The organism is Mycolicibacterium sp. XJ870 (genome assembly GCF_053483975.1).
Genome location: NZ_JBEFTI010000001.1, coordinates 23551 through 48359 on the forward strand (window position 1 = coordinate 23551; position 24809 = coordinate 48359).

Genomic DNA, 24809 nt, shown 5'->3' on the forward strand with positions numbered 1-24809 from the left:
TCATGACCGCCGCTGATTCCGACGCCGTCCGGGAGTTGTTGCGTGACGCGTTCAGCCGACTGATCGAGCACACCGACGACCTCACCGACGGGCTCACCGAGGAGGTGTCGAGCTACCGGCCGACACCGCAGGCCAACAGCATCGCGTGGCTGATCTGGCACAGCGCCCGGTGCCAGGACCTGCAGTTGTGTGACATCGCCGGTGTCGAGCAGGTCTGGACCCGGGACGGCTGGGTGGACCGGTTCGGTCTCGGCTTGCCGCCCGACGACATCGGCTACGGCCACAGCCCCGAGGACGTCGCGAAGGTGCGGGCTCCTGCCGAGCTGCTCGCGGGCTACTACCGGGCCGTCCACAAGGTGACACTGGAATACATCGCCACCGTGACGCCCGAGGAATTGGACCGCGTCGTCGACACCAACTGGAACCCACCGGTGACAGCAAGTGCCCGGCTGGTCAGCATCATCGACGACTGCGCACAGCATCTCGGTCAGGCCGCTTACATCCGGGGACTCATCGCCTGATGACGCGCTGGTGGCCGCCGACCGGGTTGGCGGCCATGCTGCTGCTGGGCTGGGTGGTGGGTGACGCGTCGACCCCTCTGGACGACTGGTTCCTGCGCTTGGGCGAGCGCATGGGGTCCTACCGCGAATGGTTTCTGGTGTTCACCGACTGGCGGCTGCTGGCCGTGGTCCTGCTGACGTCGATCGTGGTGGCGTTGCGCCGCGGGAACTGGCGGTTGGCGGCCGCGATGGCGGTGAGCCCGCCGCTGGCGATCGCCGTCGTTCAGATATGCAAACGCATCTTCGACCGCCAGAAGGGCGGTGCGCTGGCCTATCCCAGTGGCCATGTCACATTCGCCGTCGTGGTTCTGGGTTTGGTGGTTGTGATGGCCGGCGTGGCCCTGTGGGCGGTAGCCCTTGCGGTCGCTCTCGGCGCGCTGGGCATGTTCGGGCAAGCCATCACCTATCACTACTTCACCGACACGGTCGGCGCGGCGTTGCTGGCCAGCGCCGTGGTGCCCGTTGTCGGTGCGATATATGAGCACAACCTGAGAAATGAACCCAATTCCGACGATTCACCTGATCTTCGCTGACAGTTAACCGCACCCACGGCATTCGCAAAGACGGGGCCGTCCCGACTTCTAGCGCACTCGGCGCGTCGGTCGAGTCGTCCGTCGCCAGCGGTTTCACATCAAGATCAACGCTTAAGCAGCGCTTGGTCATTCGATCCCGGTCGGGAATGTCGGGACGCGATCCAACACGGAAACCTTGTGTTGCAACGAACCGCAGCAAACGCTGCCTGTCCGATTGAACTGGGTGTTTAGGACGTCGAAGTGCTTTGCGGCTATGCGGCTGACCTAGGAGATACTTGCAAACGCAAATATAACCTGAGAATCAGCTGAGATTTTCCTTTCGTCGGCGTAATTTTGCTGTCCGGGTCACAGAGACCTGAACATCGAGAGGGGATCTCAACCACATGACGACACGAGCAAAATGCGGCCTGACAGCGGGTATCGCGATCATCGGCGCCAGCGTCATCGCGATCACGCCGATCGCAGCACCGACGCCGGCACCCCGTGCAATCGAGGCCTCAACCGCGCTGATGGCCGACTTCACCGGCATGAATCAAGCCGGGTTGGCCTTCATGGCCGGCCAACGACTCGCCGATCAGATCCTGCAGGCACCGTTGGTCCCGCTGATCCTTGCGGCGCAGCTCGCGGCCGGTGACAACGAGAGGCTCTTCTCCCAGATTCGGCAGATCGTCGATTCGCCGCTCTATGTGGTCGATCCCCTGATCGAGGCGATTGCCATCACGTTGCCGGAGGAGTTCGGGGGTGGCTCGGACCACGTAACCAATACCTCGGCGGGTGACGGGGCCTTTATGCAGTTCCGCAACAACGAACTCCTGGCCCTTCGTGACGGCATCAATGCTCAGTTCGCTGCGGCTCTCGGCGTCGAGACTCCATGGCCGAACGACAACTACGCCGCGATGCTCGCCGAGGGGCTGCAAGAGTCGGCCGTGCGGAGCCTCAACGGTGCTGTTCTCGGGACCGTCGGTTTGGTCGCTGTCGCGCAGGCCGTAGCGGAGGGCGACAACGTCGCGCTCTACAACGCGGTCCGTTCGTACACCGATGCGCCACTGTGGACCGTCGACCCGACCATCGAGGGCTTGGCACAGGCGCTTCCGGAGTCGTTGGGCGGCGGTAGTGATGGTGATTTCAGGACGCAAGAGGACGAGGACGGCGCGCTCATGCGGTTCCGCAACGAGCGCCTCTGGACGGCCACGCGAGACACGCGGGTGGCGATCGCCGGCTTCCTCGACGTCGACGTGAACTCCAACGGCGATGTGGTTGAGGAGAGCGAGTTGTCTGAAGGTGCCACTTTGAGGGCGGGCGCAGATGTTTCGGATAAGCGTGACGTGACGAACTTCAAGCCGCACGTCACGAACCTCAACACCTCGATCAACAAGTCGCTCGACGACGCCAAGGATCGGGCCGAGCAGCGGCGCGAAAAGGCCAAGGCGAACGTGAACAGGGCCGTGGCGCGGGTGCAGACCGCGGCGAAGAACCTGACGAAGAAGGTCACCTCGAAGGAATCGCCGAAGGTCAAGTCGCAGGAATCTGAAGACTGAGGCCCCGCAGACAGGCACGTGCGGTGACTGAGGGGTTATCGCACGTGCCTGCTCTGTGCCTGCGCGTTGCCGGATCGGCCACACGCAAGCAAACTTGACAGGTGTCAACCCCGGTGCGACGTGGATCACAAACGGTGGTTAACATAGGCCCATGACAGCGACGCCTGAAGTTGATCTGCCGGATACCGGCACTATCCGCAACCCTGCGACCGGCGCTGTCGCCGGCCAGGTGCGGTGGACCGATCCCGCCGATGTGCCGCGGATCGCGGCCGGCCTGCGCGAGGCGCAGCGGGAGTGGGAGGCACGCGGGGCCAAGGGGCGGGCCAAGGTGCTCGCCCGCTACGCCGTGTGGCTCGGCGAGCATCGCGACGAGATTGAGAAGCTGCTGATCGCCGAGACCGGCAAGTCGTCCGTGGACGCGGCCCAGGAGGTGCCGCTGCTGCTGATGATCTTGTCGTACTACATCAAGACCGTGGAGAAGGCGATGGCGCCCGAGTCCCGGCCTGCGCCACTGCCTTTCCTGTCGATCAAGAAGATCGCCGTGCACTACCGTCCGCGTGCGGTGGTCGGGATCATCGCACCGTGGAACTATCCCGTCGCCAACGCGATGATGGACGCGATCGGCGCACTGGCGGCCGGCTGCGCGGTGCTGCTCAAGCCGTCCGAGCGCACTCCGCTGACCGCCGAGGTCCTGCTGCGCGGCTGGCTGGATTCCGGCGCCCCCGAGGTGCTGGCGCTCGCACAGGGCGCCCGTGAGGTCTCCGAAGCCGTCGTCGACAACTCCGATTACATCCAGTTCACGGGGTCGAGCGCGACCGGCGCCAAGGTGATGGAGCGGGCCGCGCGCCGCCTCACCCCGGTCAGCCTCGAGCTTGGTGGCAAGGACCCGATGATCGTGCTGGAGGACGCCGACGTCGACCTGGCCGCCAACGCCGCCGTGTGGGGGGCGATGTTCAACGCCGGCCAGACGTGCGTGTCTGTCGAGCGCGTCTATGTGCTCGAGCCCGTCTACGACCAGTTCGTCGCGGCCGTGGTGCGGGCCGTGGAGAACCTCAAAATGGGTGCGGGCGAAGGCTACGACTTCGGCGCTCAGATCGACGAGACCCAGGTCGCGATCACCGAACGGCATGTCAATGACGCCGTGGCCGCCGGGGCCAAGGCGTTGACCGGTGGTCAGCGCCCCGAAGGCGCGGGCAGCTTCTTCCCGCCGACCGTGCTCGTCGACGTCGATCACTCGATGGCCTGTATGTCCGAGGAGACCTTCGGTCCGACGTTGCCCATCATGAAGGTGTCCTCGGTCGCCGAAGCCGTGCGCCTGGCCAACGACAGCCCGTACGGGTTGAGCGCGTCGGTGTTCTCCAAGGATGTCGAGCGGGCAAAAGATGTCGCGCTGCAACTGGATTGCGGTGCGGTCAATGTCAACGACGTCATCTCGAACCTGATGTGCACTACGGCGCCGATGGGTGGCTGGAAGACCTCGGGGATCGGCGCACGATTCGGCGGCCTCGACGGGGTGCGCAAGTTCTGCCGCCAGGAGACTGTCGTGGTGCCCCGCACCAACGTCGGCGCGGGCGGCAACTACTACAACAACTCCCACAAGGCGCTGGCCCGGATGAACAAGCTGATGACCAAGATGGCGTTGGCCCGGCCACGGCGTCAGGCCAAATAGCGGGGACGTAACTCGCCACCGTTCGTTCACCGAGGGGCCACCTCGACGTTTGCCGGGGTGGTTACCTTCGGCCGGTGACCCTTGACACCGCCGGCTATGCCGTCCGCGACGACGATGACGACGACCCGGAACTGCTCCTTCTCCCCGACGGCGAGGTCGTCGACACCTGGCGCGAGGGCTACCCGTACGACGAGCGGATGAACCGCACCGACTACGAGGAGCAGAAACGGCTGCTGCAGATCGAGTTGCTGAAACTGCAGAACTGGAGCAAGGCCAACGGTCACCGGCACGTCATCGTGTTCGAGGGACGCGACGCCGCAGGCAAAGGCGGCACCATCAAGCGGTTCACTGAACACCTCAACCCGCGCGGTGCCCGCGTCGTCGCACTGGAGAAACCCACCGAGAAGGAACGCACTCAGTGGTACTTCCAGCGCTACGTCGAGCACCTTCCGCACGCCGGTGAGATCGTGCTCTTCGACCGGTCCTGGTACAACCGCGCCGGTGTCGAGCGCGTGATGGGTTACTGCACGCCCCGCCAGCACGCCGAGTTCATCCGCCAGGCCCCGCTGTTCGAACAGATGCTGGTCAATGACGGCATCAGCCTGACGAAGCTGTGGTTCTCGGTGACGCAGTCCGAGCAACGCACGCGGTTCACCATCCGTCAGGTCGATCCGGTACGGCAGTGGAAGCTGTCGCCCACCGATCTCGCGTCGCTGGACAAGTGGGACGACTACACCGCGGCCAAAGAGGACATGTTCGCCTGGACGGACACCGAGATCGCACCGTGGACCGTGGTGAAGAGCAACGACAAGAAACGCGCCCGTATCAACGCGATGCGCTATGTCCTCGGTAAGTTCGACTACGACAACAAGGACCATGAAGTGGTCGGCCAGGCCGACCCACTGATCGTGGGGCGTGCGCTGTCGGACTGACGCCGATGCCGCCCCGAACTAGGAGGACGGCGTGCGCTTTCTGACGACGCTGTTCCTGTGGGTGCTGACGACGGTGCTGCTCGCGGTGGCGGTGCCAACCGCATGGGCACAGAAGAACGTCGTCGACCAGCGCGGCTACTCGACTTTCGCCGCGTCGGCCGCCGAGGATCCGCAGTTACAGCAGGCAGTGGCAGGCGAACTCACCACCCAGGTGCTCGCACTTGCCGGCGACAGCGTCGATATACCCCCGGACCAGGTGCGCGCTGTCGCCAACGCCTACACCGCCGGCGAGGCGTTTCCGGGGCAGTTCGCCCGCGCCAACGAGATCGCCCACACGTGGATGTTCACCGATCGGGTGTCCCGTGACGCCGACGGTGCCTGGGTGATCGATCTGGCCCCGATGTTGGCGGACACGTCGTTTCAGCAAACCTTGTCCAACTTCAACATCGAAGCGCCGCAGACACTTACGGTGCCGATCACCGCGTCACCTCCGGCAGGTTTGGAGCCCGGAAAGCTGCGCCTGCTGGCGACGTGGGGACCGTGGGTCAGTGTCGGCGCCACCGTGCTGGCCGCGGTCTTTGCCCTGCTGACGTTGGCGGTCGCGCGTGCCCGCGGCAAAACACTTGCGGCGCTCGGTGTTTCGGCGCTCCTGGTCGGTGCCGCCGGGTGGGCCGGACTCGAGGTGGCCCGGCGCTACGTGAACGACGCGCTCAACCACACCAGCGGCGACATCCGCCAGATCGCCGATGCGATGGTCGGCCACGCCACGGACAGCCTGCACCAATGGCTCAACCTGACGCTTGCCGCCGGTGGTGTGCTGGTGGTGTTCGGGGTGGTCGTGGCGATGTTGGGTGGCCTGCGCCGTCGTCCGGACTAACTTCCAATCCAATCGGCAGGCGCCTCGTCGCGGATCGCCCACCGAGCCGACCGGATCTCGGGTTGCAGGCTGACGCTGGCGACCGCGTCTTCGAAAATCTTGTCGTCGCGCACGTCGGCGGACAGCTCGGCCCGGAGTCGAACCTCGTCGGAGGTCTTGGCGGCCGTCGAGAGCAGCGACTGCAGCCTCAGCTCGGGCCTGGTGACCGTTCGCAGAATGAGTGCCCGCACTTCGGCTTCCGCGTCGGCGCGGCACGCGACATCGAGCACGTAGTCGGCCGGTGAATTCTCGCGGCCGGTGCGGGTCTTGACGCGGTCCATGCGCTGGCCGACCGAGTGCAGGAGACCGTTCGCCACGATGATGATGCCCGCTGCGGCGATGGCTTCACGCCAGAACCAGGCGCCCGCCATCGCACCGACGGCGGCTGTCGCCCAGAGTGTGGCGGCCGTGTTCAGTCCCGTCACCGACATGCCCTGCTTCATGATCACGCCCGCACCGAGAAAGCCGATGCCCGTGACGATCTGTGCGGCCACCCGGGTGGGGTCAGCACCCTCGAACGCGTAGGCGCCGAGGATCAGGTACAGCGCCGAGCCCATGCTCACCAAGGCCATGGTCTGCAGGCCTGCCAGCCGGGACCGCCACTGGCGCTCCATGCCGATCGCGATGCCCAGCAGCGTCGCGAACCCCACCCGAGTGAGCAGCTCGAGAGCAGGCATGGATTGCATGGATGAAGTGTGCCCCGGTGTCTGCTGACCTATGGCGCTGACACGCAGGGCTACGGCTCGATGATGTGCGACGGGTCGGGACGGCGATCCGGCGGCGCCTGGCTGTAATCGCCCCACGGCCCGTCGCGGTGCTCGATGGCCGCGCGCACCCCGTCATTGGCGGCGGTGTCGATGAACTCCAGCGCGTCAGGCGTATTGCGCATCAGGCCGTCAAGAATCCCGCCCAAGGTCTGAGTGGAGGCCAGGCCCATGTTCTCGTAGGCCTGGTTGACGATCAGCTTCTGAGCTTGAAGCTGCGACAACGGGATTCGCGCCAGTTTGGCGGCCACCTCGGCCACCCGGGCCTCCAGCTGTTCGAAAGGCACCGACTCGTTGATGAGTTCGGATGCGGCGGCCTCCTTTTCGGTCAGCGGCTCACCGGTCAGCGAATGCCATTTCACCTTCGCCAGGCTCAACCGGTACAGCCACATGCCGGTGAGATAGGCACCCCACATGCGGGCATAGGGGGTGCCGATCACGGCATCGTCGCTGGCGATGACGATGTCGGCGCACAACGCGTAATCACTTGCCCCGCCCACACACCAGCCGTGCACCTGGGCGATCACCGGCTTGGACGCCCGCCAGATGGCCATGAACTTCTGGGTGGGCCCGGTTTCGCGGGCGCTGACCATCGCGAAGTCCTTGCCGGGGTCCCAGCGGCCGTCGGTGTTCATCGCCTGGCTCCATTGCTGGAAGCCGCCGCCGAAGTCGTAGCCACCGGAGAACGACCGGCCGGCACCGCGCAGCACGATCACCTTGATCTCGGGGTCGCGTTCGGCCATGCCGATGGCCTTCTCGATCTCTTCGGGCATGGGCGGAACGATCGTGTTGAGCTGCTCGGGGCGGTTCAGCGTGATGGTCGCGACCGGCGCGGCAGTGCGGTACAGCAGGGTCTCGAACTCATGGGCCATGGCAGCAGTCGAGCCACTTTGCCCGGCGAAGTCAAGAGTCGTCGTGCCGTTGCCGGAAAACCTGTAGACCCGGCGCGACGCGGATATGGGCGGGTGCCCGGTCTTCTCTCGTGCTCGCCTCGGTGAGGGCGATGGCGATGAGGACGTCCGCGGCAGTGATGAACAATCCGGCCCAGTACATCCACTTGAGCTCCGGATCCGGTTGGGCGGCAAAGTAAACGCCGAGGAAGATGGGACCGACGATGCCGAAGACCAGCGTCATTGCCTGGAACGCGAGATAGCGGCGAAACACCGACATGCCGGTCAGCATATTGGTCGCTGAGCCTGATTCAGGAGCGCGTCGCGGTGAAATGTATGACCGCCCCGGAGCGGCGCAGCCGCTCGACGTGCAACCCGGCATCGGTGAGCCAGCCTCGCACATCGTCGGCGGTGCCGCCGGGCCCGAAAACCCCGGCGCGCTGGAAGGCGGTGATAAGCAGATCCTGGCGGAACCCGGCGCCGCGGACGACTGCGTCGCCGACGAGTTGGCCACCGGGTGTCAGACAGCGCGCCATCTCGCGCACCGCCGCCGCGGGATCCGGGAGGCAGTGGAGCCCGTTGAAGCTCACGCACCGGTCGAACTCGCCGTCTCCGAAGGGCATGTTTTCGATGTCGGCCTCGGTGAACTCGATGTCGTCACGCCTCAAAATATGTGCCCGGCGCCTGGCCCGAGCCAACATGTCGGGTGAGATGTCCGCCGCGACGTAGCGCAGCCGCTGCTCCGCGCGCAATCCGCGTAACGCCAAGCCGCCGCCACACGGAACGTCAAGGAGCCTGGTGCCGTCGGGCAGGTTTCCCAAACTGCGGATGCTATCGAACAACAGACGGGTTTCGGTGCCCCACAACGCAAGCCCGGCCGGACCGGCCAGCCACTCGCGCTCGACCCCGAAGTCGTACATCGCGCCACCGAACCTGCCGACGCGTCCTGCCCAGTTCTTGGGTAGATCGGCCATGGCTCCACCATCCCGGCGTCAGGGTTGGGACGTCAAGGGGTGCGCGGTGCTAGCTCACCCGCCGAGCGTCCGCCAGAGGAACTCGTAGGTCAACGCGGTCTTGAACGCGGCCTGCTTGTTGTCCGCCGCGCCGCCGTGGCCGCCCTCGATGTTCTCGTAGTAGGACACCCGATGGCCGGCCGCCTCCAACGCCGCGGTCATCTTGCGGGCGTGGCCGGGGTGCACCCGGTCGTCGCGGGTCGACGTGGTGATCAGGATCGGGGGATACTGCAGTGAGTTCGAAACATTCTGATACGGCGAGTATTCCGACATGAATTCCCAGTCCGCCGGATCATCGGGATCGCCGTATTCGGCCACCCAGGACGCCCCGGCCAGCAGCAGGTGGAAGCGCTTCATGTCGAGTAGCGGCACACTGCACACCAAGGCGCCGAACAACTCTGGATACCGCGTCAGCATGACGCCCATCAGCAGGCCGCCGTTGCTGCCGCCGCCGGCCCCGAGCTGCTCGACCGTGGTGATGCCGCGGTGCACCAGATCGGCGGCGATGGCGGCGAAGTCCGCGTACACCAGGTGCCGGTTCTCCCGCATCGCCTGGGTATGCCACCGCGGCCCGTACTCGCCACCGCCGCGGATGTTGGCCTGCACGTAGGTGCCGCCGCGGGACAGCCACCCCCGGCCCAGGCCACCGGCATAGCCCGGCGTCAGTGAGTTCTGGAATCCGCCGTAGCCGTACAGGTAGGTCGGGCCTGGCTCGGCGCGCCGGCCGACCACGAAGTACGGGACCTTCGTGCCGTCCTTCGACGTGGCGAAGTACTGCTCGACCTCGATGCCGTCGGCGTCGAAGAACTCTGGAGCGGATTTGATCTGGACCAGAGGCCCACCGGCGGTGCCGTGCAACAGCCGCGCGGGGGTGACGAAACCACTTGAGTTGTAGAACACTTCATCGCCGAACTGATCGGCGTCGACGACGGAGGTTGCCGCGTTCGGCGGGATGCCGGGTGCGTCTTCTCGCTCCCACGTTCCGGGAGTGACGATCTCGACATGACTGGACACGTCGCGCAGCGTGATGAGGATCAGCTTGTCTCTTGTCCAGTGGATCTCGGACAGGCAACTGTGCTCGTCCGGCTCGTAGACGGTGGTGAGATCTGCTGTGCCGGAGAGGAAGTCGTCGAACTTGGTGGCCAGCATCCCGCCCGCGGGGTATGTGGTCGGCCCGAACTGCCAGTCGGTTCGCAGCAAGATGAGCATCCACTCCCGGTGCAGCGATATCGTCGCGTCCGTCGGGACCTCGATCTTGACCAACCCGCCGTCCCGCACCTCGTACCGGATGCGGTTGTAGAAATCGGTGTAGCGGCCCAGACGGGTGTGTTCGTAGCCCGGGGTCCGGTCTACGCCGGCGATGACGCGGATATCCGTGGGCTCCGCCTCGTACACCGTTTCGGCGTTATCCAGCGGTTCGCCACGACGCCAACGCTTGACGATGCGCGGGTATCCGGATTCGGTCATCGACCCGTCACCGAAGTCCGTGCACACCAGCAGGGTGTTCTCGTCCTCCCACGCCACCGAAGACTTGGCTTCCGGAAGATCGAACCCGCCGATTACGAATTCCCGTGTCCGCATATCGAATTCACGTGTCACCGTGGCATCGGCACCGCCGCGGGACAGGCTGATCAAGGCCAGCGTGAGTTCTGGCTCGATCACGTCGGCGCCCGCCCACACCCAGTTCTCGTCCTCGGCGCTCGCGAGTGCGTCGACGTCGATCAGTACATCCCACTGTGTTGTCTGCTCTTCGCCCGAGGGCTCATCGCCGGATCCTCGTCTGAGATAACTGTCCAGTGTGGTGCGCCGCCACAGCCCACGCGGGTTGGCCTCGTCGCGCCAGAAGTTGTAGAGGAACTCCTCGCGCCTGCGCACGTACGGGATGCGCGCGTCGGTATCGAGCACCTCCAGCAACTCGCTACGGATCGCCTCGAAACGTTCACCGCCCAACTCCGCGAGGGTCGGTTCGTTGTGGGCACGCACCCACGCCAACGCGTCGTCGCCGGTGATGTCCTCGAGCCAGAGGTACGGGTCGTCTGCCACCCACACATTGTGCCTGCGCGCGTACTGTGAGCTGAGTAACACCGCTTACGAGGAGTCGATGATGACCGTCTTTTCCCGCCCGGGCGCAGAGGGCGCCCTGATGTCGTTTGAATCCCGGTACGGCAATTACATCGGTGGTGAGTGGGTGGCGCCGGCCGAGGGTCGGTATTTCGAGAATCCGACGCCGGTGACGGGTCAGGTGTTCTGTGAGATCGCCCGGTCAACCGAGGCTGATGTCGAGAAGGCGTTGGATGCCGCGCATGCGGCTGCCCCGGCGTGGGGTAAGACCGCGCCTGCCGAGCGTGCGGTGATCCTGAACAAGATCGCCGATCGGATCGAGCAGAATCTGGAGTCGATCGCGCTGGCGGAGTCGTGGGACAACGGTAAGCCGATCCGCGAGACGCTCAACGCCGATATTCCGTTGGCGGTGGATCACTTCCGGTACTTCGCGGGGGTTTTGCGGGCTCAGGAAGGTTCGCTCTCCCAGATCGATGAGGACACGGTTGCTTATCACTTCCATGAGCCGTTGGGTGTGGTTGGGCAGATCATTCCGTGGAACTTTCCGATCCTGATGGCGGTGTGGAAGTTGGCGCCGGCGTTGGCCGCGGGTAATGCGGTGGTGCTCAAGCCGGCTGAGCAGACTCCGGCGTCGGTGCTGTATCTGGCGTCGTTGATCGGTGATCTGTTGCCGGCGGGTGTGCTCAACATTGTCAACGGGTTCGGGGTGGAGGCCGGTAAGCCGTTGGCGTCGAGTAATCGGATCGCCAAGATCGCGTTCACCGGGGAGACCACCACGGGCCGGTTGATCATGCAGTACGCCAGCCAGAACCTGATCCCGGTGACCCTCGAACTCGGCGGCAAGTCACCGAACATCTTTTTCTCCGATGTGATGGCTGCCGGTGACGACTTCCAGGACAAGGCGCTGGAGGGTTTCACGATGTTCGCCCTCAATCAGGGTGAGGTGTGTACCTGCCCGTCGCGCTCGCTGGTCCAGGCCGACATCTATGACGAGTTCCTGGAGTTGGCGGCGATCCGGACCAAGGCGGTGCGTCAGGGCGATCCGCTGGATACCGAGACGATGATCGGGTCGCAGGCGTCCAACGATCAGTTGGAGAAGATCCTTTCGTACATCGAGATCGGGAAATCCGAAGGTGCCAAGCTGATTACCGGTGGTGAGCGGGCCGAGCTCGGCGGCGAACTCAATGGCGGCTACTACGTCGCGCCGACGATCTTCACCGGCAACAACAAGATGCGGATCTTCCAGGAGGAGATCTTCGGTCCGGTGGTGGCTGTCACGTCGTTCACCGATTACGACGACGCGATTTCGATTGCCAACGACACGCTCTACGGCCTGGGTGCGGGGGTGTGGAGTCGTGACGGCAACACCGCCTACCGGGCGGGCCGCGATATCAAGGCCGGCCGGGTCTGGACCAACTGCTATCACGCCTACCCCGCGCATGCGGCGTTCGGTGGGTACAAGCAGTCCGGCATCGGCCGGGAGAACCACAAGATGATGCTCGACCACTACCAGCAGACCAAGAACCTGCTGGTGAGCTACAGCAACAAAGCCCAAGGATTTTTCTGATGAGCGCTTGCGCGAAGAAACGAGGGCTCTGATGACGTCCAGGGCACTCATCACCGCGGCGGCCGCCGACCTGCTCGCGACACTGCAGGAACGCCACGGCGCGTTGATGTTTCATCAGTCCGGCGGGTGCTGTGATGGGTCGTCGCCGATGTGTTACCCCGACGGTGACTTCATCGTCGGGGATCGTGACGTCCTGCTCTCGGTCCTCGATGTCGGGGCTGACGGTGTGCCGGTCTGGATCTCGGGCCCGCAGTTCGACGCGTGGAAGCACACCCAACTGGTGATCGACGTCGTCCCGGGCCGCGGTGGCGGGTTCAGCCTCGAGGCCCCCGAAGGCATGCGCTTTCTGTCCCGCGGCCGAGCCTTCACCGAGGCTGAGAATGATGAACTGACCATGGAGCCACCCATCACCGGTGCTCGGTATGCGGCCGGGGCCAGGCCTGTGGACGAGGAAACCCGCATTGTCGCGGTGGCCGAAGACGCCTGCCCGGTGCCGGGGCGATAGAGCGGACTACTTCTTCTCCAAGGTGAACTGAACGACGTCCACCTGGCGCTGCCGGAACAGTTTCGCGCAGCCGGTGAGGTACTTCATGTACCGGTTGTAGACCTCTTCGGACTGGACGGCGATGGCTTGTTCCCGGTTGGCCTCCAGGTTTGCTGCCCAAATGTCGAGGGTCTTCGCATAGTGCGGCTGCAGCGATTGCTTCCGGGTCACGGTGAAGCCGGCCTTGGTGGCGAGTTCGTCCACCATCGGAATGGACGGCAGCTGCCCGCCGGGAAAGATCTCGGTCAGGATGAACTTGATGAATCTGGCCAGTTCGAACGTGACCGGAATGCCCATCGCCTGGGCATCACGCGGATGGATACCGCAGATGGAGTGCAGCAGCATCACGCCATCGGACGGCAGTGCCTTGTAGGTCTTGTCGAAGAACTCCTCGTAGCGCTCGTGGCCGAAGTGCTCGAACGCGCCGATGGAGACGATCCGATCGACAGTCTCGTCGAACTGTTCCCACCCCTGAAGGAGCACCCGCCTGCGGTGTTCGGTCTCCATGCCGTCGAACATCTGCTGGACGTGTGCGGCCTGGTTCTTCGACAGGGTCAGTCCGACCACGTCGACGTCGTAGCGTTCGATCGCACGTCGCATCGTGGCGCCCCAACCGCAGCCGATGTCGAGCAACGTCATCCCCGGCTCGAGCCGCAACTTGCCGAGTGCCAGGTCGATCTTGGCGATCTGCGCTTCTTCCAGCGTCATGTCGTGGCGTTCGAAGTATGCGCAGCTGTAGGTCTGCGTCGAGTCGAGGAACAGGCGGAAGAAGTCGTCGGAAAGGTCGTAGTGGGCTTGTACGTCAGAGAACTTCGGGGTGAGAGCCTTACGCACAATGGCACCTTTCTGCGGGTCATTCTCAGGCAAGCGGAGATAATCGACTCGGCGGTCGAGATTGGGCGAATACCCGCACGCGTCGCCTTTCACACCATGTATTCGTAGCCAGCGGGTTAGCGGATCGTTGTGAATTCGTACCCACGACGCGCCGGTCGTGTGCATTCATGGCCCAGTGGCCCGGCGTTATCGTCGAGACGTGATTCCGCTGCCGCGTGCATGGCTGCTGACCAGCGCAATGTTGGTCGGCACGGCGGTTGGGCTGATTGCCGGGATCGCCTCCACGCTGTTGGTCACGGCGACCATTCGCCCCGATATCGTGATCGCCCTCGTCGTCGGTATCCCAGGCGTCCTCGGCACTCTGCTGATCCTGCTGTCGGGACGCCGCTGGATCACCACCGTGGGAGCGTTTGTCCTGGCGATCGCACCCGGTTGGTTCGGGGTGCTCGTCGCGATCCAGGTGGTGGTCGGTGACTGACGATGTAGACACGGCGACCGGGCCGTTCACCCCGCTGTTCGACACCGGTGAGTTCGAAGCACCGGCTGAGGATTTTTCGCCGACCGAGCCGACTGAGCCGACTGAACCGCCCTCGGAGCCGCTGCCCGTTCCTGCACATCCGGTCGCCGTGCCGAGCGCTTACCAGTACCTGAAGCGGTGGACGTTCGTCCTCGTGGTGGGCGGGGTGTGGATCGTTGCTGCCGCGGCCGGTCTCGGCCTGTACTCCTACTGGTATCAGGCGGTCGACAAGACGTGGCCGGTGTTCGCGGTACTGATCTATCTCGTCGTCTGCACGGTCGGCAGCCTGCTGATGGCGATGGCACAGCGCAAACCGTTGGTGTCGGCACTGGCCATCGCGTTGATGTCGGCGCCGCTGGCCTCGACCGCCGCCGCGGCGGCGTTGTACGGCGCCTACGTCTTCGGGTGGATCGCCCGGTAGGAACATTGCCCCGCCCATTAGGGTGGGAGCGTGACCCACTTTGACGTCGTCGTTGTAGGAGCCGGTCCCGGTGGTTACGTCGCGGCTATTCGTGCCGCCCAACTGGGCCTGAACACCGCCATAGTCGAACCCAAATATTGGGGCGGCGTGTGCCTCAATGTCGGGTGTATCCCGTCGAAGGCGCTGTTGCGCAACGCGGAGATTGCGCACATGTTCACCAAGGAAGCCAAGACATTCGGCATCAGCGGTGAGGCCACGTTCGACTACGGCGCGGCGTTCGACCGCAGCCGCAAGGTCGCCGACGGCAGGGTGGCCGGCGTGCACTTCCTGATGAAGAAGAACAAGATCACCGAGATCCACGGCTACGGGAAGTTCACCGGACCCAACAGCCTGGAGGTGGACCTCAACGACGGCGGGACCGACAAGGTCGAATTCGACAACGCGATCATCGCGACCGGGTCGTCGACCAGGCTGGTGCCCGGCACCTCGTTGTCCGACAACGTCGTCACCTACGAGACGCAGATCCTGTCCCGCGAGTTGCCCGGCTCGATCATCATCGCCGGGGCCGGCGCGATCGGCATGGAGTTCGCCTACGTCCTGAAGAACTACGGCGTCGACGTGACGATCGTCGAGTTCCTGCCGCGCGCGCTGCCCAACGAGGACGCCGAGGTGTCCAAGGAGATCGAGAAGCAGTACAAGAAGCTGGGCGTCAAGATTCTCACCGGTACCAAGGTCGAGGGGATTGCCGACGATGGGGCGACGGTAAAGGTCACCGTCAGCAAGGACGGCAAGTCGGAGGAACTCAAGGCCGACAAGGTGCTGCAGGCCATCGGCTTCGCGCCCAACGTCGAGGGCTTCGGGCTCGACAAGGCCGGTGTCGCGCTCACCGACCGCAAGGCGATCGGCATCGATGACTACATGCGCACCAACGTGCCCCACATCTACGCGATCGGTGACGTCACCGGCAAGCTGCAGCTTGCGCACGTCGCTGAGGCCCAGGGCGTTGTCGCGGCGGAAACCATCGGCGGCGCAGAGACTTTGCCGCTCGGCGACTACCGGATGATGCCGCGCGCCACCTTCTGCCAACCGCAAGTCGCGAGCTTCGGCCTCACCGAGGAGCAGGCGAAGGAAGAGGGCTACGACGTTAAAGTCGCCAAGTTCCCGTTCACCGCCAACGGGAAGGCGCACGGCCTGGGCGATCCGACCGGTTTCGTGAAGCTGATCGCCGACGCCAAGTACGGTGAGCTGCTCGGCGGGCACCTTATCGGGCCCGACGTCTCTGAGCTCCTGCCCGAGCTGACGCTGGCTCAGAAGTGGGATCTGACCGTCAACGAGCTGGCCCGCAACGTGCACACCCACCCGACGCTGTCGGAGGCGTTACAGGAATGCTTCCACGGTCTGGCCGGCCACATGATCAACTTTTGAGAAACGAAATCGTCGCCGGCATAGCCGGTTTGGTGATCGGTCACATCTTGTGGCTGGGCGCCATCTCCTTGGCTACCGACAGCTCGACCGTCAACGCGTGGGTGTTGGTGGTCGCCGGGCTGTCGTTCGCCGCAGGCGTGGCATGCGGCTGGCTGGGTTGGCGCAAATACCAAGACAAGTCGCGGGTGTTGGCGGTATTTCTGTGGAGCCTTCCGGTATCGCCGGTGCTGTTCTCGCTCGGCGTGCTCGGGGTGACCTACCTCTAGCCCTGCGATTTGGGTGCGTTTAGCGGCGGTCAGCGCCGCTGGATGCACCGAAATCACTCAGTCGGGGAAGTCCAGCGGGATCCGCAAGGTTGTCATCGTGGCGGCCAGCGCATCGTATTGCCCTGCGAGCATGCAGAATTCGATGAGTTGCTGCTTGTTGAGATGATTGGACAGCGCAGCCCAGGTTTCCGGTGACATCGAGCGTGTCACGACGAACTCGTCGGTCGCGGTGATCAGCACGCGTTGCCGGTCGGTCAAGCCTTCGGCGTCGGGCCCCTGGAAGATCCTCGCCTGAGTTTCGGCATCCACCCCGCGGCTGCGGGCCAGTCGCCGGTGCTGCTGCAGCTCATACTCGCAATCCCGCAGATGGCCGACCCTCAGGATGACCAGCTCGGCGTCCTTGCGGGTCAGCTTGCCCAGCGGTCCGAGCAGCACACCCGAGTAGGGCAGCCAGGCCAGGAACAACAACTTGTGCTGACCGAGAACGTTCAGGAGCGTGAATCTCGGCGCCCGGATAGCCCGTGCGCCGAGCTTGGCGATGGCCCAGTTGACCGGTCCCAGCTCTCGGAATCCGCCCGGCGCGATACGGGCCGGCTCAAGTGCACTCACCCAACCGAGTCTGTCACAGCACTGGCGTCAGGATTGCTTCACGAGATAGGGCGACACAGTCGAACGATGCTCGTCGAGATCCAGCGCGCGGCCGAGCGCGGGGAAGGCGCGTTGCGGGCAGTTGTCGCGTTCGCACACGCGGCATCCTGACCCGATCGGGGTGGCGATCTCACCGGAGAGATCCAGCCCCTCGGAGTACACCAGCCGGTGTGCGTGGCGCAGTTCGCAACCCAGCCCGATCGCGAAGGTTTTGCCGGGCTGCCCATACCGGGACGCGCGGCGTTCCACCGTGCGGGCCACCCACATGTAATTGCGGCCGTCGGGCATCTGGGCGATCTGCACTCCGATCTTGCCCGGATTGCTGAAGGTCTCGTAGACATTCCACAGTGGGCAGGTGCCGCCCGACGAGGAGAAGTGAAAACCGGTGGCGGACTGACGTTTTGACATGTTGCCTGCCCGGTCCACCCGGACGAACGAAAACGGGACCCCACGCATCGACGGCCGCTGCAGGGTGGAGAGCCGGTGGCCGATGGTCTCGTAGGACACCGAGTAGAAGGCCGAGAGCCGCTCGACGTCGTAGCGGAAGTTCTCTGCGACGTCGTGGAACTGCCGGTAGGGCAGCACCGTGGCCGCGGCGAAGTAGTTGGCCAACCCGAGGCGGGCCAGGGTGCGCGACTCGTCACTGGTGAACATGCCCTCGTCGACCATCTTGTCGATGAGGTCGCCGAATTCGAGATAGCCCAGCTCGGCAGCCATCTTGAACACCTGCTGACCGCGGGAGAGGTGATTGCCCATCTCCAGAGTCTTGGTGGCCGGGTCGTAGCGGTGCAGCACGGTGTCGCCCAGGTCGATGCGCCGCACGATGTGGACGCCGTGCACGGTGGACAGGCGGTTGGCCAGCTCGCCTGCCAGATCGCCGCGGTGCATGCGGATCTTCGCGGTGAGGTCTTCGGCCGCGGTGTCCAGCTCGTGCAGATAGTTCTGCCGTTGATAGAAGTAGTCGCGCACCTCTTCGTGCGGCATGGTGATCGACCCACTGCCGCTGCCGTCGGAATACCGGTCCTCTGTGGCGGCGGCCAACTGCGTGGTGGTCAAGCGGTAGCGCCGGTGCAGGTTGACCATCGCGCGGGCCAGCTTCGGATGGGCGGTGACCATGTCGGCCACCTCGCTGAGGTCGACTTCCACGCCGAGGTCGCGGTCCATCGCCACCTCGCGCAGTTCAGCCACGAGACGGGTGTCGTCATGTGAGGCGAAGAACGTGGCGTCGACGCCGAACACCTCGGTGATGCGCAGCAATACCGCGACCGTCAACGGTCGGACGTCGTGTTCGATCTGGTTGAGATAACTCGGCGAGATCTCGAGCATCTGTGCCAGTGTCGCCTGGCTGAAACCGCGTTCACTTCGCAGTTGCCGCACACGTGACCCGACAAACGTTTTTGCCACGTCAAATAGCCTAACAACGATGCAAAGACTCGTCTTCGCATTCTTGGCAGAACAGGCGCTATGGCAGTATCGGGCCGCCTGGCATGATCGGGCAAGGTGATCGATTGGGAGACCGAAATGACGGAGACCGCAGCTAAGCCAACGACCGGACTGGGCAAGAAGATGATGCCGGTGCCCGATCCCCATCCGGACGTCTTCGATCGCCAATGGCCGCTGCGGGTAGGCGATATCGACCGCGCGGGCCGGTTGCGGTTCGATGCCGCGTGTCGCCACATCCAGGACATCGGATCGGATCAGCTACGCGAGATGGGCTTCGAAGAAACGCACCCGCTGTGGATCGTGCGACGAACCATGATCGACCTGATCCGGCCCATCGAGTTCCAGGACATGCTGCGGATGCGGCGGTGGTGTTCGGGGACGTCCAACCGGTGGTGCGAGATGCGCGTGCGTATAGATGGCCGCAAGGGCGGCCTCATGGAATCCGAGGCGTTCTGGATCAACATCAATCGGGAGACCCAGGGGCCGGCCCGCATCTCTGATGACTTCCTCGAGGGCCTCCGGCGCACTACTCCCGAGGCGCGGCTGCGCTGGAAGGCCTACCTCAAACCCGGCAGTCGTGAGGACGCCGGAGAGGTCCGCGAGTACCCGGTCCGGGTGTCCGACATCGACCTGTTCGATCACATGAACAACTCGGTGTACTGGACGGTCATCGAGGACTACCTGTACTCGCACCCCGAGCTGCTGGAAAACCCGCTGCGAGTGGCCATCGAGCACGACGCTCCGGTCGCATTGGGGGAGAAGTTGGAGATCCTTTCGCATACCCATCCGCCCGGTTCGACCGACAAATTCGGACCCGAGCTCACGGATCGGACTGTTACAACGCTCACATATGCGGTCGGCGAGGAGACCAAGGCCGTCGCATCACTGTTCGCGCTATAAGTCGGTCCCGTTTAACAGTACGGGCGTACTGACCTGCGAAAACCGGTTACTCGTCGGTAGCTTCTGAACCGGTACAGCCATCATGTTTCTTCGCAAACTTCGCAAGTTAACGCGGCGGTTTGGCGAAAATTGGCAACTGAAACGGGTGGACCTGCGGATATGTACTGTGCCATCGTCGGGTTAGCACAAGAGTGAAGCTGCTGCGACGTTAACAAGCAACGACGCATACGGCGCCGCAGCGACTTAACAACCGAAGGAGCAGTCCTATGTCGACCGTGGGCACCCCGAAGTCACCGGAGCAGATCCAGCACGACTGGGATCACAATCCCCGCTGGAAGGGCATCACCCGGACCTACACCCCCTCCGACGTCGTCGCCCTGCAGGGCACCGTCGTCGAGGAGGCGACCCTGGCCCGCCGTGGCGCCGAGGTGCTGTGGGAGCAGCTGCACGACATGGACTTCGTCAACTCCCTTGGTGCCCTGACCGGCAACATGGCCGTCCAGCAGGTCCGTGCCGGGCTCAAGGCCATCTACCTGTCGGGTTGGCAGGTCGCCGGTGACGCCAACCTGTCCGGCCACACCTACCCCGACCAGAGCCTGTACCCGGCCAACTCGGTGCCCCAGGTGATCCGTCGTATCAACAATGCGCTGCTGCGCGCCGACGAGATCGCCAAGGTCGAGGGCGACACCTCGGTGGAGAACTGGCTTGCGCCGATCGTCGCGGACGGTGAGGCCGGCTTCGGCGGTGCACTCAACGTGTACGAGCTGCAGAAGGCGATGATCGCCGCGGGCGTCGCCGGTTCGCACTGGGAGGACCAGCTGGCCTCGGAGAAGAAGTGCGGCCACCTCGGTGGCAAGGTGCTGATCCCGACCCAGCAGCACATCCGCACCCTGACCTCGGCCCGCCTGGCCGCTGACGTGGCCGACGTGCCGACCGTCGTCATCGCGCGTACCGACGCCGAGGCAGCGACGCTGATCACCTCCGATGTCGACGAGCGCGACCAGCCGTTCATCACCGGTGAGCGCACCAAGGAAGGCTTCTACCGGGTGCGCAACGGCCTCGAGCCCTGCATCGCCCGCGCCAAGTCCTACGCGCCGTACTCCGACCTGATCTGGATGGAGACCGGCACCCCGGACCTCGAGCTGGCCCGCAAGTTCGCCGAAGGCGTCAAGAGCGAGTTCCCCGACCAGATGCTGGCCTACAACTGCTCGCCGTCCTTCAACTGGCGCAAGCATCTGGACGACGCGACGATCGCGAAGTTCCAGAAGGAGCTCGGCGCGATGGGCTTCAAGTTCCAGTTCATCACGCTGGCCGGATTCCACGCGCTGAACTACTCGATGTTCGATCTGGCATACGGCTACGCCCGTAACCAGATGACTGCATACGTCGACCTGCAGGAGCGCGAGTTCGCCGCCGAGGAGCGCGGTTACACCGCCACCAAGCACCAGCGCGAGGTCGGCGCCGGCTACTTCGACCGGATCGCCACCACGGTGGACCCGACCAGCTCGACCACCGCGCTGGCCGGTTCGACCGAAGAGGGCCAGTTCCACTGAGCTTCTCCGCCGAGCAGACGCAAACTCGCACATTTCGGCCCCGAAACAGACAAGTTTGCGTCTGCTCGCGGTACTGACAGGAGTTGACAGCGCAGGCCCCGCTCAGAATCCTGGGCGGGGCCTGTCGCGGTGTTAGAGGGAGTAAGGGTTCCAGTGAGCAATCCAATTGAACGAGTAGGCGTTATCGGCGCCGGCCAGATGGGCGCGGGTATCGCCGAGGTGTCCGCGCGTGCAGGCGTCGATGTGCTGGTCTTCGAGACCACCGACGCATTGGTCACCGCCGGACGCAACCGGATCACCAAATCGCTTGAGCGTGCGGTGAGTGCGGGCAAGGTGACCGAACGGGAGAAGGCGGCGGCACTGGAGAAGCTGAACTTCACCACCACGCTCGCCGACCTCGCCGACCGCCAACTGGTCATCGAAGCGGTGATCGAAGACGAGGCCGTCAAGAGCAAGATCTTCGCCGAGCTCGATCAGGTGCTCACCGACCCCGACGCCGTGCTGGCATCGAACACGTCGAGCATCCCGATCATGAAACTGGCGGCGGCCACCCAGCAACCCCACCGGGTGTTGGGCCTGCACTTCTTCAACCCGGTGCCGGTGCTGCCGCTGGTGGAGCTGGTCAGCACCCTCGTCACCAGCGATGCGGCGGTTGCCCGCACGGAGCAGTTCGCCGGCACAGTCCTCGGTAAGCAGGTAGTTCGTTGCGCTGATCGGTCCGGTTTCGTGGTCAATGCGTTGCTGGTTCCGTACCTGCTTGCAGCTGTTCGAATGGTCGAGGCCGGCTTTGCCACGGTCGAGGACGTCGACAAGGCAGTGGTGGCCGGACTTTCGCACCCGATGGGCCCGCTGCGGCTGTCCGATCTGGTGGGCCTCGACACGCTAAAGCTCATCGCAGACAAGATGTTTGACGAGTTCAAGGAGCCGCTCTATGCGGCACCGCCGCTGCTGCTGCGCATGGTAGAGGCGGGGCAGCTGGGCAAGAAGTCCGGCCAGGGCTTCTACACGTACTGAACCGACCCGAGCTGGCACTTAGGCGCGCACTTAGCTAGTCTACCCACGGTAGGGGCCTGCTGGCTCGGTCTGAGTCTGCGCGATCTCTCGCGTGGCCCTTCCGTTGGTCGTCAGCAGAAGAAAATGCAAAGGGTTATTTGTCGCATGTCTAAAGTCGAGTCCGAACTGGCGCCGTACTACGAGGAATCGCAGTCGATCTACGATATCTCGAACGATTTCTTCGCCCTTTTCCTTGGGCCCACCATGGGCTACACCTGTGGGTATTACGAGCGCGAGGACATGAACCTCGACGAGTCGCAGAATGCCAAGTTCGACTTGGCGCTGGGCAAGCTGGACCTCAAGCCTGGCATGACCCTGCTCGACATCGGCTGTGGCTGGGGCGGTGCGCTGGAGCGGGCCATCACGCAGTTCGACGTGAACGTCATCGGTATCACGCTGAGCAAGGCCCAGTCGGATTACGCGCGTGAGCGGCTGGCCAAGCTCGATACCCAACGCTCGGTCGAGATCCGCCTGCAGGGCTGGGAAGAGTTCAACGAGCCCGTCGACCGGATCGTCTCGATCGGCGCCTTCGAGGCGTTCAAGGCTGAGCGGTACCCGGTGTTCTTCGAGCGGGCCTACAGCATCCTGCCCGAAAACGGCGGCCGCATGCTGCTGCACACGATCCTGGCGCACACCCAGCAGTTCTTCCGGGAGAACGGCATCAAGCTGACGATCAGCGACCTGAAGTTCATGAAGTTCATCGGCGAGGAGATCTTCCCCGGTGGGCAGCTGCCCGCGGTCGAGGACATCGAGAAGCTGGCGGCTGATTCGGGATTCACGTTGGAGCGCACCCACCTGCTGCAGCCCCACTACGCCCGCACCCTGGACATGTGGGCGGCCAACCTGGAGGCGGCCAAGGATGAGGCCATCGCCATGCAGGGCCAGGAAGTCTACGACCGCTACATGAAGTACCTGACCGGTTGTGCCGACTTCTTCCGTCGCGGCATCACCAACGTCGGGCAGTTCACCTTGGTGAAGTAGCTTTTCGTTCGACCCTGCCCCCGAGCGAAGCGCATAAGCGCGGATCTTGGGGGCAGGCTTGTGTCGGGATCACCGAAACTGCACACAGGGACAAATCCGGCGCCGATTTTGTCCCTGTGTGCAGTTTCGGTGTCGTCGCCGCGCAATCAGGCTTCAGCCAGGCGCTTCTTCTCTACTTCGATATCGAAATCGGCTGCCGGCCATGACATGTCGAGATCCTTCAGCGCCTCGATGAGTAGTTCGGTGATGGCCAGCCTGCTGTACCACTTCTTGTCGCAGGGCACGATGTGCCATGGGGCGTAGTCGGTCGAGGTTCGGTCCAGCATCACCTGGTAGGCCTCCTGGTATTTGGGCCACAGGAGTCGCTCGTCGATGTCCGCAGGGTTGTATTTCCAGTATTTGTCCGGCCGTTCGAGCCGTTCGGCCAGCCGCTGCTTCTGCTCGTCGAGTGAGACGAACATGGCCACTTTCACCAGCGTCGTCCCGGCGTCGACGAGTTCGCGTTCGAAGGCATTGATCTCGTCGTAACGCGCGCCCCATACCTCGGGCGGCACCAAGTTGTGCACGCGGACGATCAGCACGTCCTCGTAGTGCGACCGATCGAACACCCCGATATGCCCGGCGGGCGGCAAGGCGTTGCGGATCCGCCACAGGTAGTGGTGGGCCCGATCCTCCTCGGTCGGCTTACCGAAACTGGTGTACCGGACTCCCTGCGGATTTGCCGCGCCTACAACATGTTTGACGATTCCACCTTTGCCGGCCGTGTCCATGCCCTGCAGCACCAACAGCACAGAGCGGTTGTCGTCACCGCTCTTGTTCCGGGCATAGAGCATCTCCTGCAGCTCGGCCAGCCGATCGTTGCGCTCGGCCTGCAGTGCCGGAGCATCTGACTTGGAGCCGCTGAAGCCCGGCGTGTGGTTGGTCTTGATGTCGGCGACCTTGTCGCCGGGGCGGAAGACCAATTGGACGTGCGGTTCGTGGGTCCACAGGGACGGCAGTTTGGAGTCTTCAGGCACGGGCCCAGTCAAGCAGCTACCGCGGCGGAATCGGCGACGGGTGCGGCTGCGAGTTGAATTTTTCCAGCGATCCGCCGACCTCGACGATGCCGCACAGGGCGTACCAGGACAGCATGGTCAGGTAGTCGATCAGCTCGTCGGGGGTCGTCCGGGGATTCGACATCCACGAGTGGGTGGCCAGCTGCACGCCGCCGACGGTGTGGAACGCCCACGCCTCCGCACCGGAGGTGTCCATGCCCGCCTCGGCCATTCGGCGGCGCAGCATGACGGCCAGCATGCGGGCGATGATCTGCTCGGAATCGGCGACGGCCTTGCTCTTGCTGGCCGAGTTGTTCGCCATCACGAACCGGTACGTCTCCGGCTCGTTGGCCACCGTTTCGACGTACACCTTGATGATCTCGCGCGTGAGGTCGAACCCGTCCAGATTCGACGACAGCGCCGAGGCCATGTTGGGGATCAGCGTGGTCTGCGCGAAGCGCATCATCACCGCGGTGGTGAGGTCGTTCTTGTCGACGAAATAGCGGTACAGCACGGTCTTTGACACGCCGATCTCGGCCGCGATCTCGTCCATGCTGACATTGCTGCCGCGTCGCCGGACGGCCTCCAGGGTGCCGTCTACCAACTCATTGCGACGCTCCACCTTGTGTTGGTGCCAGCGCCGCTTACGTCCATCGGTCTTCACCGCCACCGAAGGCGTGTGCTGTGCCACTGTCGCAGTAGTCCCATTCCCTAGTCCCACTCGATACTACGGCCGCTCGACCGCAA

At 64.2% G+C, this 24809-nt stretch carries 26 protein-coding genes; 16 read left to right on the forward strand and 10 right to left on the reverse strand.

Features of this window, described 5'->3' with window-relative positions:
- Positions 1-2: 2 nt before the first annotated feature.
- The 6 genes from ABQF30_RS00125 (at position 3) to ABQF30_RS00150 (ending at position 6109) form a co-directional block, all read left to right on the forward strand.
- Positions 3-521, forward strand: a complete 519-nt coding sequence (locus tag ABQF30_RS00125; protein ID WP_448459990.1) for a mycothiol transferase — start codon at positions 3-5, stop codon at positions 519-521.
- On the forward strand, positions 521-1093 hold the full coding sequence (locus ABQF30_RS00130) for a phosphatase PAP2 family protein (protein ID WP_448459992.1): 573 nt from the start codon (positions 521-523) through the stop codon (positions 1091-1093). The genes ABQF30_RS00125 and ABQF30_RS00130 overlap by 1 nt, the downstream gene beginning before the upstream one ends.
- Positions 1094-1476: 383 nt before the next feature.
- The gene (locus tag ABQF30_RS00135) at positions 1477-2631 is read left to right on the forward strand and encodes a hypothetical protein (protein WP_448459993.1); all 1155 of its coding nucleotides are present in this window, start codon (positions 1477-1479) and stop codon (positions 2629-2631) included.
- A gap of 151 nt (positions 2632-2782) precedes the next feature.
- Positions 2783-4300 (forward strand): aldehyde dehydrogenase family protein, encoded by a 1518-nt coding sequence (locus tag ABQF30_RS00140; RefSeq protein WP_448459995.1) that lies wholly within the window; start codon positions 2783-2785, stop codon positions 4298-4300.
- Between the two features lie 74 nt (positions 4301-4374).
- Entirely contained in the window at positions 4375-5232 is an 858-nt protein-coding gene (gene ppk2 / locus ABQF30_RS00145) for a polyphosphate kinase 2 (protein ID WP_448459997.1), read from the forward strand.
- A 31-nt stretch (positions 5233-5263) separates the two neighbouring features.
- Positions 5264-6109: a hypothetical protein gene (locus ABQF30_RS00150; RefSeq protein ID WP_448459999.1), complete on the forward strand. Its 846-nt coding sequence runs from the start codon at positions 5264-5266 to the stop codon at positions 6107-6109.
- Here the strand turns inward: ABQF30_RS00150 and ABQF30_RS00155 are convergent.
- From ABQF30_RS00155 to ABQF30_RS00175, 5 genes are read right to left on the reverse strand one after another with little or no spacing between them, the layout of a single operon-like run.
- A complete protein-coding gene (locus ABQF30_RS00155; RefSeq protein ID WP_448463316.1) occupies positions 6106-6825 on the reverse strand; it encodes an MgtC/SapB family protein in 720 nt (239 codons plus the stop codon). The genes ABQF30_RS00150 and ABQF30_RS00155 overlap by 4 nt on opposite strands.
- Before the next feature lie 59 nt (positions 6826-6884).
- Positions 6885-7784 (reverse strand): crotonase/enoyl-CoA hydratase family protein, encoded by a 900-nt coding sequence (locus ABQF30_RS00160; protein WP_448460001.1) that lies wholly within the window; start codon positions 7782-7784, stop codon positions 6885-6887.
- 31 nt (positions 7785-7815) lie between these two features.
- Complete coding sequence (locus ABQF30_RS00165; protein WP_448460003.1) at positions 7816-8082, reverse strand: hypothetical protein; 267 nt, start codon at positions 8080-8082, stop codon at positions 7816-7818.
- 31 nt (positions 8083-8113) lie between these two features.
- Entirely contained in the window at positions 8114-8776 is a 663-nt protein-coding gene (locus ABQF30_RS00170; protein WP_448460005.1) for a class I SAM-dependent methyltransferase, read from the reverse strand.
- A gap of 54 nt (positions 8777-8830) precedes the next feature.
- A complete protein-coding gene (locus tag ABQF30_RS00175) occupies positions 8831-10858 on the reverse strand; it encodes a prolyl oligopeptidase family serine peptidase (RefSeq protein WP_448460007.1) in 2028 nt (675 codons plus the stop codon).
- 61 nt (positions 10859-10919) lie between these two features.
- On the opposite strand from ABQF30_RS00175, the gene adh reads away from it, so the two are divergent.
- Positions 10920-12443 (forward strand): aldehyde dehydrogenase, encoded by a 1524-nt coding sequence (adh, locus tag ABQF30_RS00180; RefSeq protein ID WP_448460009.1) that lies wholly within the window; start codon positions 10920-10922, stop codon positions 12441-12443.
- 31 nt (positions 12444-12474) lie between these two features.
- Entirely contained in the window at positions 12475-12948 is a 474-nt protein-coding gene (locus tag ABQF30_RS00185; protein ID WP_448460011.1) for a DUF779 domain-containing protein, read from the forward strand.
- A gap of 6 nt (positions 12949-12954) precedes the next feature.
- On the opposite strand, the gene ABQF30_RS00190 is transcribed toward ABQF30_RS00185, so the two are convergent.
- Positions 12955-13821, reverse strand: a complete 867-nt coding sequence (locus tag ABQF30_RS00190) for a cyclopropane mycolic acid synthase family methyltransferase (RefSeq protein ID WP_448460013.1) — start codon at positions 13819-13821, stop codon at positions 12955-12957.
- Positions 13822-14020: 199 nt separating this feature from the next.
- Here ABQF30_RS00190 and ABQF30_RS00195 point away from each other — a divergent pair, with 199 nt between their 5' ends.
- Genes ABQF30_RS00195 through ABQF30_RS00210 form a run of 4 tightly spaced genes read left to right on the forward strand, consistent with a single transcriptional unit; the run spans position 14021 to position 16450 of the window.
- On the forward strand, positions 14021-14299 hold the full coding sequence (locus tag ABQF30_RS00195) for a putative holin (RefSeq protein ID WP_448460014.1): 279 nt from the start codon (positions 14021-14023) through the stop codon (positions 14297-14299).
- Positions 14292-14759 carry a hypothetical protein gene (locus ABQF30_RS00200; protein ID WP_448460016.1) on the forward strand — a complete coding sequence of 156 codons (468 nt, stop codon included), beginning with the start codon at positions 14292-14294 and terminating at the stop codon, positions 14757-14759. The genes ABQF30_RS00195 and ABQF30_RS00200 overlap by 8 nt, the downstream gene beginning before the upstream one ends.
- Before the next feature lie 30 nt (positions 14760-14789).
- A complete protein-coding gene (gene lpdA / locus ABQF30_RS00205) occupies positions 14790-16184 on the forward strand; it encodes a dihydrolipoyl dehydrogenase (RefSeq protein ID WP_448460018.1) in 1395 nt (464 codons plus the stop codon).
- Positions 16181-16450 (forward strand): hypothetical protein, encoded by a 270-nt coding sequence (locus ABQF30_RS00210; protein ID WP_448460020.1) that lies wholly within the window; start codon positions 16181-16183, stop codon positions 16448-16450. The genes lpdA and ABQF30_RS00210 overlap by 4 nt, the downstream gene beginning before the upstream one ends.
- Positions 16451-16507: 57 nt before the next feature.
- On the opposite strand, the gene ABQF30_RS00215 is transcribed toward ABQF30_RS00210, so the two are convergent.
- Positions 16508-17059, reverse strand: a complete 552-nt coding sequence (locus ABQF30_RS00215; RefSeq protein ID WP_448460022.1) for a carboxymuconolactone decarboxylase family protein — start codon at positions 17057-17059, stop codon at positions 16508-16510.
- A gap of 27 nt (positions 17060-17086) precedes the next feature.
- Positions 17087-18502: an acetate metabolism transcriptional regulator RamB gene (ramB, locus tag ABQF30_RS00220; RefSeq protein WP_448460024.1), complete on the reverse strand. Its 1416-nt coding sequence runs from the start codon at positions 18500-18502 to the stop codon at positions 17087-17089.
- A 117-nt stretch (positions 18503-18619) separates the two neighbouring features.
- On the opposite strand from ramB, the gene ABQF30_RS00225 reads away from it, so the two are divergent.
- The 4 genes from ABQF30_RS00225 to ABQF30_RS00240 all read left to right on the forward strand — a co-directional run bounded on the left by ABQF30_RS00225 (position 18620) and on the right by ABQF30_RS00240 (position 23028).
- Complete coding sequence (locus ABQF30_RS00225; protein WP_448460026.1) at positions 18620-19441, forward strand: acyl-ACP thioesterase domain-containing protein; 822 nt, start codon at positions 18620-18622, stop codon at positions 19439-19441.
- Between the two features lie 266 nt (positions 19442-19707).
- Complete coding sequence (gene aceA, locus ABQF30_RS00230) at positions 19708-20994, forward strand: isocitrate lyase (protein WP_448460027.1); 1287 nt, start codon at positions 19708-19710, stop codon at positions 20992-20994.
- A 153-nt stretch (positions 20995-21147) separates the two neighbouring features.
- Entirely contained in the window at positions 21148-22008 is an 861-nt protein-coding gene (locus ABQF30_RS00235) for a 3-hydroxybutyryl-CoA dehydrogenase (protein ID WP_448460029.1), read from the forward strand.
- 144 nt (positions 22009-22152) lie between these two features.
- Positions 22153-23028 carry a cyclopropane mycolic acid synthase family methyltransferase gene (locus tag ABQF30_RS00240; protein WP_448460031.1) on the forward strand — a complete coding sequence of 292 codons (876 nt, stop codon included), beginning with the start codon at positions 22153-22155 and terminating at the stop codon, positions 23026-23028.
- Positions 23029-23174: 146 nt separating this feature from the next.
- Here the strand turns inward: ABQF30_RS00240 and ABQF30_RS00245 are convergent, their stop codons facing one another.
- Both ABQF30_RS00245 and ABQF30_RS00250 read right to left on the reverse strand, forming a co-directional pair.
- Complete coding sequence (locus tag ABQF30_RS00245) at positions 23175-24044, reverse strand: polyphosphate kinase 2 family protein (RefSeq protein WP_448460032.1); 870 nt, start codon at positions 24042-24044, stop codon at positions 23175-23177.
- 16 nt (positions 24045-24060) lie between these two features.
- Positions 24061-24753, reverse strand: a complete 693-nt coding sequence (locus ABQF30_RS00250) for a TetR/AcrR family transcriptional regulator (protein ID WP_448460034.1) — start codon at positions 24751-24753, stop codon at positions 24061-24063.
- Between the last annotated feature and the right edge of the window lie 56 nt (positions 24754-24809).

Coding starts and splice junctions, on each gene's coding strand:
- ABQF30_RS00125 (WP_448459990.1), top strand. CDS start 3: ATGACCGCCGCTGATTCCGACGCCGTCCGGGAGTTGTTGCGTGACGCG.
- ABQF30_RS00130 (WP_448459992.1), top strand. CDS start 521: ATGACGCGCTGGTGGCCGCCGACCGGGTTGGCGGCCATGCTGCTGCTG.
- ABQF30_RS00135 (WP_448459993.1), top strand. CDS start 1,477: ATGACGACACGAGCAAAATGCGGCCTGACAGCGGGTATCGCGATCATC.
- ABQF30_RS00140 (WP_448459995.1), top strand. CDS start 2,783: ATGACAGCGACGCCTGAAGTTGATCTGCCGGATACCGGCACTATCCGC.
- ABQF30_RS00155 (WP_448463316.1), bottom strand. CDS start 6,825: ATGCCTGCTCTCGAGCTGCTCACTCGGGTGGGGTTCGCGACGCTGCTG.
- ABQF30_RS00160 (WP_448460001.1), bottom strand. CDS start 7,784: ATGGCCCATGAGTTCGAGACCCTGCTGTACCGCACTGCCGCGCCGGTC.
- ABQF30_RS00165 (WP_448460003.1), bottom strand. CDS start 8,082: ATGTCGGTGTTTCGCCGCTATCTCGCGTTCCAGGCAATGACGCTGGTC.
- ABQF30_RS00170 (WP_448460005.1), bottom strand. CDS start 8,776: ATGGCCGATCTACCCAAGAACTGGGCAGGACGCGTCGGCAGGTTCGGT.
- adh (WP_448460009.1), top strand. CDS start 10,920: ATGACCGTCTTTTCCCGCCCGGGCGCAGAGGGCGCCCTGATGTCGTTT.
- ABQF30_RS00185 (WP_448460011.1), top strand. CDS start 12,475: ATGACGTCCAGGGCACTCATCACCGCGGCGGCCGCCGACCTGCTCGCG.
- ABQF30_RS00225 (WP_448460026.1), top strand. CDS start 18,620: ATGACGGAGACCGCAGCTAAGCCAACGACCGGACTGGGCAAGAAGATG.
- aceA (WP_448460027.1), top strand. CDS start 19,708: ATGTCGACCGTGGGCACCCCGAAGTCACCGGAGCAGATCCAGCACGAC.
- ABQF30_RS00240 (WP_448460031.1), top strand. CDS start 22,153: ATGTCTAAAGTCGAGTCCGAACTGGCGCCGTACTACGAGGAATCGCAG.